The sequence below is a fragment of the Microvirga roseola genome (assembly GCF_020866965.1).
Lineage (GTDB): Bacteria > Pseudomonadota > Alphaproteobacteria > Rhizobiales > Beijerinckiaceae > Microvirga > Microvirga roseola.
On sequence record NZ_JAJATX010000012.1, the window covers coordinates 26,499 to 39,840 of the forward strand.

Consider the following 13,342-nt stretch of genomic DNA (forward strand, 5'->3'; position numbering starts at 1 on the left):
CGCCATGCCCGCCCTCTGGATCCAGCCGGAAAAACTCCTCCTCGCCTCCACCAGCGCCACCCGGCTCGCGCTGCTGGTAAGCGCAGGCCTGCCGGTGGAGACGCAAGGCTCCGGCGTCGACGAGCGGGTTGTCGAGGAAGCGGCGCGGGCGGAAGCGCTCGATCCGCCCGCGCTGGCCGCGCGCCTTGCGGCCGAAAAGGCCCTGGCGGTGAGCCGCCGTCATCCGGAGCGGATCGTGCTCGGGGCCGATCAGGTGCTCGAATGCGAGGGCGAGGTCTTCCACAAACCTGAGAGCCGGGAGGCCGCGCAGGCGCATTTGCGAAGACTTTCGGGTCGCACCCATGTGCTTCATTCCGCCGGAGCGCTCGCTCTCGGAGGGCAGGTGGTCGCGCCCTTTTGCAGCAAGGCCAGCCTCGGCATGCGCGCTTTGACGGATGATGCCATTGCGCTCTACCTCGATCTGGCGGGGCCGGATGTCCTGCAGAGCGCTGGAGTCTACCAGCTGGAAGGCCTCGGCGTTCATCTTTTCGAAAAGGTCGAGGGCGACCATTCCACCGTTCTGGGCTTGCCTCTCATCCCGCTCCTCTCCGCCCTGCGCCGCCTCGGCTGCCTCGCGTTCTGAAGGATCAGATCCATGACGAAGGCCTTCGTCGTCGGCCACCCCATCAAGCATTCCCGCTCGCCGCTGATCCACGGCTACTGGCTGCAAGTTCATGATCTCGACGGCTCATACGAGCGCATCGACGTGGAGCCTGTGAACTTCGGGGATTTTCTCAGGAGCTTTGGTGAGCGGGGTTATACCGGCGGCAACGTCACGATCCCGCACAAGGAGGCGGCCTTCGCAGGCGTCGACCGCAGGACGGAGCGCGCCGAGCGCCTGGGAGCCGTCAACACGCTCTGGATCCAGGACGGGCTTCTCTGGGGCGACAACACCGACGTGCTCGGCTTCATAGTCCATCTCGACCAGAGCCTGGGGACAGGCTGGGAGCAATCGGTGGACAATGTTATGGTTTTAGGCGCGGGCGGCGCAGCGCGCGCGGTCGTTGCCGGGCTCCAGGATCGTCCACTCGGCCGCATCCTCGTCGCGAACCGCACCCTGTCGAAGGCGGAAAGCCTCGTTCATGATCTCGAAGGCGGCGCGGTCAGGCTGGAAGCCATGGATTGGGATCGGATCGGCGAGGCCCTCGCCGGGTGCCAGCTCGTCGTCAACACGACCTCGCTCGGCATGGCGGGCCAGCCGCCGCTTTCCATCGATCTCCACACCATGCCCGACGATGCTGCCGTCGCAGACATCGTCTATGTGCCGTTGAAGACCCCCCTCCTCGCGGCGGCCGAGGCGCGCGGTTTGAGGACCGTCGACGGTCTCGGCATGCTGCTTCATCAGGCCGCACCCGGGTTCGAACGCTGGTTCGGCGTGAGGCCGCAAGTCACACCGGAACTGCGCGCGCTCATCGTCGCCGATATCGAGGGGCGGATATGACCTTCGTGCTCGGCCTCACCGGCTCCATCGGCATGGGAAAATCGGCCACGGCCGATATTTTCCGCCGTCTCGGTGTGCCCGTTCATGATGCGGATGCATCCGTTCACGCCCTCTATCGCGGACGCGCCGCGCCGCTGATCGAGAGGGCTTTTCCCGGTACCGTGAGCGACGGCACCGTCGACCGCGCCAGGCTCGGCGCGGCGGTTCTCGGCGATCCGGAGAAGATCCGGCAGCTGGAGGCCATCGTCCATCCGCTCGTGCGGGCGGAGGAGGAAAAGTTTCTCGAAAGCGTCTCCGCTCTCGCACCGGTCGCGGTTCTCGACATTCCCCTTCTCCTCGAAACCGGTGGCGAGCGCCGCTGCGACGCGGTTCTCGTCGTCACCGCTCCGGCCGACGTCCAGCGCTCCCGCGTTCTCGCGCGGCCCGGCATGACGGAGGAGAAATTCACCGTCATCCTCGATAAGCAGATGCCAGATGCCGAAAAGCGGGCTCGTTCCCATTTCCTCGTGGATACGAGCTGGGGCTTTGCTTCCGCCGAGGCCCAGGTGCGGTCTATCCTGGCGTGCCTCGCCGGCAGGCCAGGGCGGGTTCGATCCTCAAGAAGAGAAGAAAAGAATGTCGGCGCTGTTGCGTGAAATCGTCCTGGATACCGAAACCACCGGCACCGATCACGCCAAGGGCGACCGGGTGATCGAGATCGGCTGCGTCGAGCTTCTCAACCACATCCCGACCGGGCGGAACTATCACGTCTACATCAATCCCGAATGCCAGGTCTCCGCAGGCGCCTTCGCGGTTCACGGGCTCTCCAACGAGTTCCTGGCCGACAAGCCGGTCTTCGCGGCCATCGCGCATGAGTTCGTGGACTTCATCGGGGACGCGCGGCTCGTCATCCACAACGCGGCCTTCGATATCGGCTTCCTCAATGCAGAGTTCGGCCGCACCGGGCACAAGGTCATCGATCTTGCCGTGGTGGTCGATACGCTCGCGCTCGCCCGTCGCAAGCATCCGGGAGCGGCCAACAACCTCGACGCGCTCTGCTCGCGCTACGGGATTGACAATTCCAAGCGCACCAAGCACGGGGCGCTCCTCGACGCGGAGATCCTGGCCGAGGTCTATATCGAGTTGATCGGCGGACGGCAGGTGGGCTTCGACCTGTCGCTTCAGCCCAGCGCCGGAAGGGGCATCGCCCTAAATCGGAATGACGCGGCTGGCCGCGAAGCAAAGCCGCGGACCATGATCTCGCGCCTGACCGATGCCGAGCGCGAAGCTCACGCATCCTTCATCCAGTCCCTCGGCCCGAACTCGCTCTGGCGCGAGTATATCGGGGAGAGCACCCCCGAGCAGGCCTGAACGGAAAACGCCCCGGTCTCAATGAGACCGGGGCGCTGTTTTTCCCAACCGAGATGTGGCTTACGACAGGTTCGTCTGGCCCGGCTGCGACTGAACCTCGGCCGCGCGCTGACGGTAGAGAGCCACGAAGTCGATCGGGTCGATATAGAGGGGCGGGAAGCCGCCGTTGCGGACCGCATCGGCCACGATCTGGCGGGCGAAGGGGAAGAGCAGGCGCGGGCACTCGATCATGATGACCGGGTGCAGCTGGTCCTGCGGGATATTCTGGACCCGGAACACGCCCGAATAGGTCAGCTCGAAGGCGAAAAGAACGTCCTTGCCGCCGATCTTGGCATCGCCCTCAAGCGTCAGGTCGACCTCGAAATCGGCCTCGGCGAGCTGCTTCGCGTTCACGTTGACTTGAAGGTTGATCTGCGGACCCTCCGTCTGCGGCTGCAGGGAACGGGGAGCATTGGGGTTCTCGAACGAGAAATCCTTGCAGTACTGCGCAAGGGCGTTGAGCGCAGGCATGCCGTTTTGCTCTGCGCCGTTATTTGCCGGGTTGTCGGCCATGGTGTCATCCTCCCGATGGGGGTAATCGGTCGAGCCCGGACGGAGCGCTCGAGGCGAGACGCTGGATCGGCAACGGGCCATGGAGTTTCGCGCTAGCATGCTTCGCCCGTGCGAAGCAAGATTCAGCATTTCCCTTCGCTTGTCCCGGGCAGAGGTGGATGTTACGACCCTGAGACCCCATATGCGAAAGAGACACCCGCTTTCTGGGGCATAAGCCCGGCATGATTCCTGAAAGCCGGGCCGGGCAGGCTGACAACGGATCGACGATGCAGGATTCCTTCGACATCACGACCCTTATTTTTATCATTCTCGCGGTCTTCGTGATCTGGCGTCTTCGCTCTGTCCTGGGTCAGAAGACCGGAAACGAGCAGCCGCCTTTCGATCCGCTCTCCCGGCGCGACGCTCCCCTGCGCCCCGGCAATCCGGCGAACGAGCAGGACAATGTCGTTCGCCTGCCCGGACATAACGGGGCCAAGGCCGCCGTCGAGGTTCCGCCGAGCGACCGCTGGAAGGGGATTGCCGAACCCGGAACTCCGACCGCCCAGGCCCTGGACACCATCGCCAGGGCCGAACCGTCTTTCGACGCCGCCGATTTCCTCGAGGGCGCCAAGGCAGCCTATGAGATGATCGTGACCGCCTTCGCCCAGGGCGACCGCAAGACCCTGAAGGACCTCCTCTCCAAGGAGGTCTACGAGGGCTTTGAGCGGGCGATCACCGAGCGCGAGCAGCGGGGCGAGAAGGTGGAGACCGCTTTCGTCTCCATCGACAAGGCCGAGCTCGCGGGAGCCGAGGTCCACGGGAAGATGGGGCAGGTGGTCGTGCGCTTTCAGTCGAAGCTCATCACTGCGACCCGGGACGCTTCCGGCAACGTGGTGGACGGAAGCCCGGATGCGGTGGTGGACGTCACGGATGTCTGGACCTTCGCCCGGCAGCTCGGCAGCCGCGATCCGAACTGGCTGCTGGTCGCGACCGAAGCGGGGCAATGAGGCATGTCCGCCGGTTCGGCCTCGCCTGTCTTTTCCTCTCGGCCCTGACCATGTCCTCAGCGCAGGCTGCGGCATCGGCGCTGGCCGGTCAGGCGCGCCTCGAACCCGTATCGTTCGAGAGCCTGTCCGGCTGGAAGGAGGACGACCACGCGGCCGCCTTTCAGGCTTTCCTGCGCTCCTGCCGGGCGCTTTTGACCCAGAGCATCGAATTGCGGCCCGCCCTGGCCTCGCAGGCGGACCTTCAGGCGGTCTGCCGCAAGGCTTCCACTCTGGCCGGTCCGTCCAAGGCTGAGGCGCGGCATTTCTTCGAGGCGAATTTCCAGCCCTTCGCCGTCGCTCCGTCTTCGGGCGAGGGCTTTCTCACCGGCTATTACGAGCCGGAATTCCAGGGTTCGCGGACGCCCGATTCCACATATTCCGTCCCCCTGCTTGCCCGGCCGGAGGATCTCGTGACGATTCCGCAGGGCGAGACCCTGCCCGGCCTCGACCCCGCTCTCCAGGCTGCCCGCAGGAGGGCGGAAGGCTACGAGCCCTATCCCGACCGCGCCGCCATCGAGAACGGAGCCTTGGGAGCGCTTGCCGAGCCGGTCGTCTATCTACGGGAACCCGGCGAAGCCTTCATCATCCATGTCCAGGGCTCGGCGCGGATCAGGCTCCGCGACGGCTCGGTCATGCGCGTCGCCTATGCGGGGCGCAACGGCCGACCCTATACGTCCGTCGGCCGCCTGCTGGTGCAGCAGGGCGTGATGGATCTCGAAACCATGACGCTGGAGAAGCTCATGGGCTGGCTCAGGGACAATCCGGGTCCGGCCAGGGAGCTCATGCGGCAGAACCAATCCTACATCTTCTTCCGTGAGGCGGACGAGCTCGCGCCCGAGGACGGCCCGATCGGCGGCGCAGGCATTCCCCTCGTTCCGGAGCGGAGCCTCGCCGTCGACCGCACTCTCTGGACCTACGGAACGCCCATCTGGCTCGAAGGCCAATTGCCTCTCGCCCTCGACCGGACGGAGCCCCTGCGGCGGCTGATGATCGCTCACGACACGGGCTCCGCCATCGTCGGTCCGGCGCGGGGCGACTACTTCTTCGGCAGCGGCACGGAGGCGGGACGACGTGCGGGCCTCATGCGCCATCCGGTGCGCTTCACGGTTCTGCTGCCCAAACCCCAACCATGACCAAGCGCCGTCGGACCCGCGAGCTGAGCCCCGAAGAGCGGCGGCTCTGGGCCCATGTGGCCAAGGAGGTGAAGCCCATGAAGGGCAGACTCCTCCCGCCCGAACCGCAGCCGGAGGAGACGACCGAAACCGCGCCCGCGCCTCAACGCGGGTCTGCCCCCCCTGCTCTGCCCCCTCGCCTGCCCCCGAAACCGTCCCTGCCGCCGCTCGCTCCGGTGGAGCGCAAGACGCTCCAGGCCCTGCGTCGGGGCCGGAAGGACGTGGACGGGGCGATCGACCTGCATGGGATGCGCCAGGAGGAGGCGCATTTCGCCCTGATGCGGTTCCTCCACCGGGCGCAGGGTTCGGGGTACAGCCTCGTTCTCGTGATCACCGGCAAGGGCGGTGCCGCGGCTGCTGGCGGCCTTTTCGACGAGCGCGGCGTACTGCGCCGCATGGTTCCCCACTGGCTTCGTCTGCCGGAATTGAGATCTCTTGTGGTTGGCTTCGAGGAGGCCTCTCCCCAGCATGGCGGATCCGGTGCACTCTATGTCAGGCTCCGCCGCAGGCGGGGTTAAGGGGTAACGGAATGACTCCCTTCGGTGAACGGGTGCGGCAGCTGCGCCGCGAGCGCGGCCTTATGTTGAAGGACATGGCCGCCCATCTGGGCGTGTCGAGCGCCTATCTCTCAGCGCTCGAGCGGGGCGAGCGCGGCAAGCCGACCTGGACCCTGATCCAGGGCGTGCTGCAGTATTTCCACATCATCTGGGACGAGGCCGACGAGCTGACGCGTCTTGCGGATCTCTCCGACCCGCGGGTGAAGATCGACACCGCCAGCGCCGATCCCCGGGCGACGCTGCTCGCCAATCGCCTCGCAAGGGAAATCCGCGACCTCTCCGGGACGGATCTTGAAGAGATGCTGGCGATCCTCGATCAGGCGCAGGAGCGGGAGAAGCGGGGCGTAGCCCCGACGCAGGCCCTTCAGGAGTTCGGACAGCCTTCCCCGCCCGCTGGCTAGTGGAAGGTGCGGGAGCTCAGCAGAACCTTTTCGTCTCCGACGCCGTTGGCGTGACGACGGGCGCCCATTGGCGCCTTGATCCCAATGTCGGAGGGTAAAAAATGTTTCCGCGAATAGCGATCGCTCTCATGACCGGCACGCTGCTGTCGGCCCCTGCACTGGCCCAGACCACACCGGTTCAGCCTCAGGGTCAGGCCCCGGTGACGATCGTGCCTGAAGGCGTCACCGTTGCGCCCGCCCCTGCAACCGGCGCCTCGACCATGCCCATGCAGGGTGGCGACATCCGGTATGTCACCGAGAACAGGCCCGACCTGTGGCGCGCCTCGCGCCTCGAAGGAATGAACGTCTATAACGAGAACAACGAGAAGGTCGGCGATATCCGGGAGGTGCTCGTCAACAGCACGGGCCAGGTCGAGGCCGTGGTGATCGGCGTCGGCGGCTTTCTGGGCATCGGCGAGCGCGACGTGGCCGTCCCCTACGACGCCCTCGAATGGGTGCAGGATGACCGCATTGCGATGACCGCCACCGGCACTCCCGGGACCGGCATGGGCGTGGGCGGTGTGACCGGAGCCCCTGCGACTGACACGGCCGGCGCCATGGGCACCGGCACCACGGCCGTTGCTCCGATCACCCCCGGAGCCGACATGACGGCCACCGCTCCCGCCACGGAGCCGACGACAACGGGCGCTATCGGCGCCGATGACCGGATGGCCATGACGGCAGGCGACCGGATGCGCGACTATCCCGAGCGGGCCATCCTGCGGAACGCCACCAGGGAGCAGCTCGAAGACGCTCCCCAGTTCGAATACGCTCGCTAAGCGCGCAAACGACGATCTCGAAGAGAGGCCTTTTCGGAGGCCTCTCTTTTTCTTCGCTCTCCAGGAAGTGCACCCCGACCTTGACCGGCAGGACTGCGGATGCGAAAGCGCCCCGTCTTTTTGCAAACCATGGTGGTTCATGTCCCAGACCCGCATCGACGTCCTCACCCTCGGCAACGCCATCGTTGACGTGCTGGCCCATACGGACGAGGCCTTTCTCTTGAAGAAGAAGGTCCACAAGGGCGCGATGCAGCTCATCGACGAGGCGCGCGCGGAGGAGCTTTATGGCGACATGGGTCCTGCCATCATCGTGTCGGGCGGCTCCGGCGCAAACACGGCGGCGGGCATCGCGTCGCTGGGCGTGAAGGCCGGCTTCATCGGCAAGGTGAAGAACGACGAGACGGGCCGCCTCTTTGCCCATGATCTCAAGGCCATCGACGTCCATTACGATGTGGCCATGGCCGAGGACGGGCCTGCGACGGCGCGCAGCTTCATCCTGGTGACGCCCGACGGCGAGCGCACGATGAACACCTATCTGGGCGCCTGCCAGAACCTCACCCCGGACGACGTGAACCCGGAAACGGTGCGCGCCTCGAGCATCGTGTACCTGGAAGGCTATCTCTGGGATCCGCCGGCGGCGAAGGAAGCCTTCCGCAAGGCGGTGAGGATCGCCCACGAAGCCGGCAACAAGGTCGCGCTCACCCTCTCCGATGCCTTCTGCGTCGACCGGTACCGCGACGAGTTCCTAGGGCTGATGCGCGACGGCAGCCTCGACATCCTCTTCGCCAATATCCACGAACTGCAGAGCCTCTACGGCACCTCCTCCGCCGACAGCGCGCTTGCCGCGCTGCGCGAGGAGAAGGTTCTGGGCGTGATCACCCGCTCCGCGGAGGGCGCGTTGGTGGTGAGCCGTGGCGAGACGAAGGCTGTGCCCGCCTTCCCCGTCGAGCGCGTGGTCGACACCACCGGCGCAGGCGACCTCTTCGCCTCCGGCTTCCTTGCAGGCCTCACCCAGAATCTCGACCTCACCGATTGCGCCCGCCTCGGCGGCCTGGCTGCGGCCGAGATCATCAGCCATCTCGGCGCCCGCTCCCAGGCGAGCCTGCGAGATCTGGCCCGGCAACAGGGATTGTTGGCCTGAATCCTCTTGCATCATGGCCGGGCCAGGCCCGGCCATCCCGATGCGGAAGAGCGCCCCATCTCGTCGGGATCACCGGCACAGGGCCGGTGACGGTTTTCACCCTCCTCCTGTATCGCCGAACCAGAGGCCGAACAGGGCGGCGATGGCGACGAGCACCAGGAAACCGTTGATCACCACGAGGAAGAAGGGTGAAAGGCGCCGGACGTCCGGATTGGGCGGTTCGGCGCCGATGACGAACTGACGCCAGACTGCGGCCGCGAAGCAGAAGGCGCTGAAGAAGACCAGGACCGAACCGGTCGTCACAATCATCCATCCCGGCACCACCCCTTCGAGCAGCGCCTTCGCGCCGACTCCGGAGGCGAGCGCGGCGAGGCCCGTGCGGACCCAGGCGGCATAGGTCCGCTCGGCGGCGAAGACGGTTCGATTGGCCGCAAGCTCCGTGCGCCGGTCGGCGCTGTCCTTCAGGACTGTCGTGGCCGCAGCCGTCTTTCGCGCCGCGACCTGCGTGTGCTTGGCGGCGGTCTCGGTATTCTCCGCAGCTTCCTGTGTCTGTTCGGCCGCCTCTTGGGCCTGTTCGGCGCTCTGCTCGATTCCTTTCTCGACCGGATGCGTGGCCATTGCTCCTCCTCGTCAAGCTGGAGGAACAACGCCCAAGATTGCGGAAAGGTCGGTGGATTACAGCCGCCGCAGCGCCACGGTCTCGATCCGGTGGCTCGGGCCCTTTTTCAGGATCAGGCTCGCCCGCTGGCGGGTCGGCACGATGTTCTCGCGCAGGTTCACGAGGTTGATGCGGTTCCACAGGCCATCGGCGGTGGCGATGGCCTCCGCCTCCGGGAGCTCCGCATAGCGCCTGAAGTAGGAGAGCGGATCGCGGAAGGCCGTGTGGCGCAGGCGCAGGAACCGGTTCACGTACCAGCGGTGCAGGTCCTCCTCCTCCGCATCGATATAGACGGAGAAGTCGAAGAAGTCGGACACGAAGGGAATGGCCGTGCCGTCCTTGGGCATCCGCGCGGGCTGGAGCACGTTCAGCCCCTCGACGATGAGGATGTCCGGCCGGTCGACCACCGTCTCCTCGCCGGGCACCACGTCGTAGACGAGGTGCGAATACAGCGGTGCATGCACGTTGCGCTTGCCAGCCTTGATGTCGGCCAGGAAGTGCAGGAGCTTGCCGGTATCGTAGCTCTCGGGAAAACCCTTGCGCTCCATGAGCCCCAGGCGCGTGAGCTCGGCATTGGGCAGGAGAAAGCCGTCCGTGGTGACGAGGTCCACCTTCGGGGTGTTGGGCCAGCGGGCGAGGAGCGCCTTGAGCACGCGCGCCGTAGTGGACTTGCCGACGGCCACGGAGCCCGCGACGCCGATGATATAGGGGACCTTGGTGTCGTTCTCGGCGAGAAGGAAGCGCTGGGTCGCCTTGAAAAGCCCCTGCGTGGCCGCGACGTACAGGGAGAGCAGGCGGGACAGCGGCAGATAGATCGCCGCCACCTCGTCGATGGAGATCGGGTCGTTGAGGGATTGCAGCTGCATCACCTCGTCGACCGTGAGCGTCATCGGCGCATCGGCCCGCAGCTGCGCCCATTCCTCCCGCTGGAAGACCCGGTAGGGCGAGAGGCTGCCATCCGCTTCCGGAGCCGCCACCGTGTTGGGCTGGTCCATGCGAACCACCTTTCCCGAATTACGCCTTGCGCGCGGCCTTCTCGGCGAGCCCCGATTGGGTGGTGCGCCGTTCCAGTTCCGCCATTACCTCATTTAAGGGAATGCCCGCGCCCTGCAACACGACCAAAAGATGATAGAGCACATCCGCCGCCTCGGCAGTGAGGTTCGCCCGGTCCCCCTGCACGGCCGCGATCACGGCTTCCACCGCCTCCTCGCCCAGCTTCTTGGCCGCTCTCGCGGGCCCCTCGCTCAGAAGCTTGGCCGTATAGGATTCGGTCGCAGGAGCCCTGGCGCGCTCGGCGACGATGCGGGCGAGATCGGTAAGGGTGAAGGAGGTCATGGCTGTCTCGGTGTCATTCCCGGCCGTAGCGCAGCGGAGGGAAAGGGAATCCATTCTCCGCAAACAAGAGTAGATCCCCTTCCCGGCCCTCTGGGCCGCCGGGGATGACGAGGAGCATTCTCCCGGCCTAAGCCGCCTTGTCCAGCCGCATCTTCAGTCCTGCCTTCGCCATGTAGCCCTTCGCCTCGCTGATCGTGTGGGTGCCGAAGTGGAAGATGGAGGCCGCGAGCACGGCGCTGGCATGGCCCTTCTCGACGCCATCGACGAGGTGGTCGAGGTTGCCGACGCCGCCGGAGGCGATGACGGGCACGGATACCGCGTCCGCGATGGCGCGCACGAGGGCGAGATCGTAGCCGCCCTTGGTGCCGTCGCGGTCCATGGAAGTGACCAAAAGCTCCCCTGCCCCGAGCTCCGCCACCTTCTTGGCGAAGGCGATGGCGTCGATGCCGGTGGCGTTGCGTCCGCCATGGGTGAAGATTTCCCAAGCCGCGGGCTCGCCCTCGCCCGACACCTTCTTAGCGTCAATGGCGACGACGATGCACTGGTTGCCGAATTTTTCGGCGGCCTCGCGCACGAAGTCAGGGTTCTTCACCGCCGCGGTGTTGATCGAGACCTTGTCGGCGCCTGCGAGCAGGAGCCTGCGGATGTCCTCGACCGTGCGCACGCCGCCGCCGACGGTGAGCGGCATGAAGCAGGCCTCGGCCGTGCGCTGCACCACGTCGAGCAGGATTCCCCTCGCCTCGTGGCTCGCGGTGATGTCGAGGAAGCAGAGCTCGTCGGCTCCCGCCGCATCATAGGCCTTGGCGGCCTCCACCGGATCGCCCGCATCGACGAGATCCAAGAACTGCACGCCCTTCACGACGCGCCCGTCCTTCACGTCGAGGCAGGGAATGAGACGCACTTTCAGCATCAGGCGGGCTCCTTGCGCACGGAGCGGAGCAGTTCCAGCGCCTGTTGCGGATCGATGCGCCCGTCATAGAGGGCGCGGCCGGAGATCGCGCCGTTGAGCACGGCGCAGTCGGGATCGGTGAGGCGCTCGATATCGGCCATGGAGGCAAGCCCGCCCGAGGCGATGACCGGGATCGAGACCGCGCGGGCGAGGCCTAAGGTCATGGGAAAGTTGATCCCCTTGAGAATGCCGTCGCGGGCGATGTCCGTGTAGATGATGGCGGCAACGCCTGCATCCTCGAAGCGGCGGCCGAGCTCTTCGGCCGTCAGGGTCGAGGTCTGGGCCCAGCCTTCGACCGCCACGAGACCGTCCTTGGCGTCGATGCCCACCGCGATCTTGCCGGGGTGGAGCCGCGCGGCCTCCCGCACGAAGGCGGGATCGCGCACGGCGGCCGTGCCGATGATGACCCGGGCCACGCCCTTGGCGAGCCAGCCCTCGACGGTCTTCATGTCGCGGATGCCGCCGCCGAGTTGCACCGGGATCTTCATGCGGCGCAGGATTTCTTCAACGGCCGCGGCGTTCATCGGCTTGCCGGCGAAGGCCCCGTCGAGGTCGACCACGTGCAGCCATTCGAAGCCTTGCGCCTCGAAAGTGGCGGCCTGGTCCGCCGGGTCGTCGTTGAATACGGTCGCCTGGTCCATGTCGCCCTGAATGAGGCGGACGCAGCGGCCTTCCTTCAAATCGATTGCAGGATAAAGGATCACGGACGCCACCTCAGAAAATTGGCGATGAGCCGCAGACCGAGCGTCTGGCTCTTCTCGGGATGAAATTGGGTTCCGGCGATGTTGTCGCGTCCGACGATGGCCGTCACGGGTCCGCCGTAATCGGTGGTGGCGACGACATCGGCCGGGTTTGACGGCGTCAGCGCATAGGAATGGACGAAATAGGCGTGCAGCCCCTCGGGCCCCGTCGGAATCTCCGCCAGAATCGGATGCGGCTTGACCAGTTCGAGCGTGTTCCAGCCCATATGCGGGATCTTCAAGGAGGGATCGCTCGGCGCGATCGGCTTCACGTCGCCGGGGATCCAGTCGAGCCCGTAGCTCGTCGTGTGCTCCAGGCCCCGGGTCGCCATGAGCTGCATGCCGACGCAGATGCCGAGGAAGGGATAACCTTCTTCGCGGACGCGCCTCTGCAGCGCCTCCACCATGCCGGGCACGGAATCGAGGCCCCGGCGGCAATCGGCATAGGCGCCGACGCCCGGCAGCACTATGCGGTCGGATTTCGCGACGAGGTCCGGATCGGAGGTGACGGTGACGGTCTCGTTCAGGCCCGCTTCCCGCGCCGCTCGCTCGAAGGCCTTGGCGGCGGAGTGCAGGTTGCCCGAACCGTAATCGATGATGACGACGCTCAACGGTAGGGCTCCGCATCGGGGAAGAGACCGATCACCGGCTCGGTCCTCCGGGTGGGCAGGACCGGCGCAGGAGCCGGTGCGGGGGAGGGGGCCTGGGCGGGGTTCCTGGCCAGCCAGCGGGCGAAGGCCTTCACCTCCGCTTCGTCCCGGTCTGCGGCCGCGACCGCGTCAACGGCCGGGCGGCCGTGGCGCGCGAGCGTCCAGCGCCTGAGGCTGCTGGCCTCGAGGCCGATCAGGACCTGCAGCAGAAGCTGCGCCACGAAGGCGGCCGTCGGTTCCACGTTCAGAAGGTTCAGGAGCGCATTGAAGGCGACGAGAAGCGCCAGCACGCCGAGACCGGCGAGCCAGAGCCGGTGCACGAAGAACCAGAGAAAGGTGAAGAAGAACGCTCCCCAGGAGAAGCTGTCCTCCACGAGCTCGGCCTCGTCCAATGGCATCGGATCACCCGGCCGCGCATCGCGCGGGAGGTGCAGGGTATAGGTGGTCATCGCGACGTTTCCTCAGGCCCCACCCGGCGAGGCGCAACAGATTTCGCCGGACAGGCCGTCTCTTG

Annotated in this window: 18 protein-coding genes; 10 read left to right on the forward strand and 8 right to left on the reverse strand. The window is 66.3% G+C overall.

The features are described from left to right. Window positions 1-4: 4 nt before the first annotated feature. The 4 genes from LG661_RS09840 to dnaQ are packed head-to-tail and all read left to right on the forward strand — an operon-like array spanning window position 5 to window position 2,830. Entirely contained in the window at window positions 5-622 is a 618-nt protein-coding gene (locus LG661_RS09840) for a Maf family protein (protein ID WP_230531704.1), read from the forward strand. A 12-nt stretch (window positions 623-634) separates the two neighbouring features. Next, window positions 635-1,480 carry a shikimate dehydrogenase gene (locus LG661_RS09845; RefSeq protein ID WP_230531705.1) on the forward strand — a complete coding sequence of 282 codons (846 nt, stop codon included), beginning with the start codon at window positions 635-637 and terminating at the stop codon, window positions 1,478-1,480. Next, window positions 1,477-2,115 carry a dephospho-CoA kinase gene (coaE, locus tag LG661_RS09850; protein WP_230531706.1) on the forward strand — a complete coding sequence of 213 codons (639 nt, stop codon included), beginning with the start codon at window positions 1,477-1,479 and terminating at the stop codon, window positions 2,113-2,115. The genes LG661_RS09845 and coaE overlap by 4 nt, the downstream gene beginning before the upstream one ends. Beyond that, on the forward strand, window positions 2,105-2,830 hold the full coding sequence (gene dnaQ / locus LG661_RS09855; protein ID WP_230531786.1) for a DNA polymerase III subunit epsilon: 726 nt from the start codon (window positions 2,105-2,107) through the stop codon (window positions 2,828-2,830). The genes coaE and dnaQ overlap by 11 nt, the downstream gene beginning before the upstream one ends. A 60-nt stretch (window positions 2,831-2,890) precedes the next feature. Here the strand turns inward: dnaQ and secB are convergent, their stop codons facing one another. Continuing rightward, the gene (secB, locus tag LG661_RS09860) at window positions 2,891-3,382 is read right to left on the reverse strand and encodes a protein-export chaperone SecB (RefSeq protein ID WP_230531707.1); all 492 of its coding nucleotides are present in this window, start codon (window positions 3,380-3,382) and stop codon (window positions 2,891-2,893) included. A 266-nt stretch (window positions 3,383-3,648) separates the two neighbouring features. Between secB and LG661_RS09865 the strand changes: the two genes are divergently transcribed. From LG661_RS09865 to LG661_RS09890, 6 genes are all read left to right on the forward strand, one after another. After that, complete coding sequence (locus LG661_RS09865) at window positions 3,649-4,368, forward strand: Tim44/TimA family putative adaptor protein (RefSeq protein WP_230531708.1); 720 nt, start codon at window positions 3,649-3,651, stop codon at window positions 4,366-4,368. Beyond that, on the forward strand, window positions 4,365-5,540 hold the full coding sequence (gene mltA / locus LG661_RS09870; RefSeq protein ID WP_230531709.1) for a murein transglycosylase A: 1,176 nt from the start codon (window positions 4,365-4,367) through the stop codon (window positions 5,538-5,540). The genes LG661_RS09865 and mltA overlap by 4 nt, the downstream gene beginning before the upstream one ends. After that, window positions 5,537-6,097, forward strand: a complete 561-nt coding sequence (locus LG661_RS09875) for a Smr/MutS family protein (protein ID WP_230531710.1) — start codon at window positions 5,537-5,539, stop codon at window positions 6,095-6,097. The genes mltA and LG661_RS09875 overlap by 4 nt, the downstream gene beginning before the upstream one ends. Before the next feature lie 11 nt (window positions 6,098-6,108). Next, window positions 6,109-6,537, forward strand: a complete 429-nt coding sequence (locus tag LG661_RS09880) for a helix-turn-helix domain-containing protein (protein WP_230531711.1) — start codon at window positions 6,109-6,111, stop codon at window positions 6,535-6,537. A gap of 101 nt (window positions 6,538-6,638) precedes the next feature. Further along, window positions 6,639-7,355, forward strand: coding sequence for a PRC-barrel domain-containing protein (locus LG661_RS09885; RefSeq protein ID WP_230531712.1), 717 nt, complete (start codon window positions 6,639-6,641; stop codon window positions 7,353-7,355). Between the two features lie 139 nt (window positions 7,356-7,494). Beyond that, window positions 7,495-8,496: an adenosine kinase gene (locus tag LG661_RS09890; protein WP_230531713.1), complete on the forward strand. Its 1,002-nt coding sequence runs from the start codon at window positions 7,495-7,497 to the stop codon at window positions 8,494-8,496. Window positions 8,497-8,592: 96 nt separating this feature from the next. Here LG661_RS09890 and LG661_RS09895 read toward each other — a convergent pair whose 3' ends face one another. From LG661_RS09895 to LG661_RS09925, 7 genes are all read right to left on the reverse strand, one after another. Beyond that, on the reverse strand, window positions 8,593-9,114 hold the full coding sequence (locus tag LG661_RS09895) for a YidH family protein (protein ID WP_230531714.1): 522 nt from the start codon (window positions 9,112-9,114) through the stop codon (window positions 8,593-8,595). Between the two features lie 57 nt (window positions 9,115-9,171). Then, on the reverse strand, window positions 9,172-10,149 hold the full coding sequence (gene coaA, locus LG661_RS09900; RefSeq protein ID WP_230531715.1) for a type I pantothenate kinase: 978 nt from the start codon (window positions 10,147-10,149) through the stop codon (window positions 9,172-9,174). A 19-nt stretch (window positions 10,150-10,168) separates the two neighbouring features. Then, window positions 10,169-10,489, reverse strand: a complete 321-nt coding sequence (locus tag LG661_RS09905; RefSeq protein ID WP_230531716.1) for a phosphoribosyl-ATP diphosphatase — start codon at window positions 10,487-10,489, stop codon at window positions 10,169-10,171. Window positions 10,490-10,616: 127 nt separating this feature from the next. After that, entirely contained in the window at window positions 10,617-11,399 is a 783-nt protein-coding gene (hisF, locus tag LG661_RS09910; protein ID WP_230531717.1) for an imidazole glycerol phosphate synthase subunit HisF, read from the reverse strand. Further along, entirely contained in the window at window positions 11,399-12,151 is a 753-nt protein-coding gene (gene hisA / locus LG661_RS09915) for a 1-(5-phosphoribosyl)-5-[(5-phosphoribosylamino)methylideneamino]imidazole-4-carboxamide isomerase (RefSeq protein ID WP_230531718.1), read from the reverse strand. The genes hisF and hisA overlap by 1 nt, the downstream gene beginning before the upstream one ends. After that, window positions 12,139-12,789: an imidazole glycerol phosphate synthase subunit HisH gene (gene hisH, locus LG661_RS09920; protein ID WP_230531719.1), complete on the reverse strand. Its 651-nt coding sequence runs from the start codon at window positions 12,787-12,789 to the stop codon at window positions 12,139-12,141. The genes hisA and hisH overlap by 13 nt, the downstream gene beginning before the upstream one ends. Then, complete coding sequence (locus LG661_RS09925; protein WP_230531720.1) at window positions 12,786-13,277, reverse strand: DUF2628 domain-containing protein; 492 nt, start codon at window positions 13,275-13,277, stop codon at window positions 12,786-12,788. Before LG661_RS09925 ends, hisH begins: the two co-directional genes overlap by 4 nt. Window positions 13,278-13,342 lie beyond the last annotated feature (65 nt).

What these genes read in the sequence shown, in the direction of transcription:
- LG661_RS09875 (WP_230531710.1), top strand. Translation starts at nt 5,537, where the DNA reads ATGACCAAGCGCCGTCGGACCCGCGAGCTGAGCCCCGAAGAGCGGCGG.
- LG661_RS09905 (WP_230531716.1), bottom strand. Translation starts at nt 10,489, where the DNA reads ATGACCTCCTTCACCCTTACCGATCTCGCCCGCATCGTCGCCGAGCGC.
- LG661_RS09885 (WP_230531712.1), top strand. Translation starts at nt 6,639, where the DNA reads ATGTTTCCGCGAATAGCGATCGCTCTCATGACCGGCACGCTGCTGTCG.
- secB (WP_230531707.1), bottom strand. Translation starts at nt 3,382, where the DNA reads ATGGCCGACAACCCGGCAAATAACGGCGCAGAGCAAAACGGCATGCCT.
- coaE (WP_230531706.1), top strand. Translation starts at nt 1,477, where the DNA reads ATGACCTTCGTGCTCGGCCTCACCGGCTCCATCGGCATGGGAAAATCG.
- coaA (WP_230531715.1), bottom strand. Translation starts at nt 10,149, where the DNA reads ATGGACCAGCCCAACACGGTGGCGGCTCCGGAAGCGGATGGCAGCCTC.
- LG661_RS09925 (WP_230531720.1), bottom strand. Translation starts at nt 13,277, where the DNA reads ATGACCACCTATACCCTGCACCTCCCGCGCGATGCGCGGCCGGGTGAT.
- mltA (WP_230531709.1), top strand. Translation starts at nt 4,365, where the DNA reads ATGAGGCATGTCCGCCGGTTCGGCCTCGCCTGTCTTTTCCTCTCGGCC.
- hisF (WP_230531717.1), bottom strand. Translation starts at nt 11,399, where the DNA reads ATGCTGAAAGTGCGTCTCATTCCCTGCCTCGACGTGAAGGACGGGCGC.
- LG661_RS09865 (WP_230531708.1), top strand. Translation starts at nt 3,649, where the DNA reads ATGCAGGATTCCTTCGACATCACGACCCTTATTTTTATCATTCTCGCG.
- LG661_RS09880 (WP_230531711.1), top strand. Translation starts at nt 6,109, where the DNA reads ATGACTCCCTTCGGTGAACGGGTGCGGCAGCTGCGCCGCGAGCGCGGC.
- LG661_RS09840 (WP_230531704.1), top strand. Translation starts at nt 5, where the DNA reads ATGCCCGCCCTCTGGATCCAGCCGGAAAAACTCCTCCTCGCCTCCACC.
- LG661_RS09895 (WP_230531714.1), bottom strand. Translation starts at nt 9,114, where the DNA reads ATGGCCACGCATCCGGTCGAGAAAGGAATCGAGCAGAGCGCCGAACAG.
- LG661_RS09890 (WP_230531713.1), top strand. Translation starts at nt 7,495, where the DNA reads ATGTCCCAGACCCGCATCGACGTCCTCACCCTCGGCAACGCCATCGTT.
- LG661_RS09845 (WP_230531705.1), top strand. Translation starts at nt 635, where the DNA reads ATGACGAAGGCCTTCGTCGTCGGCCACCCCATCAAGCATTCCCGCTCG.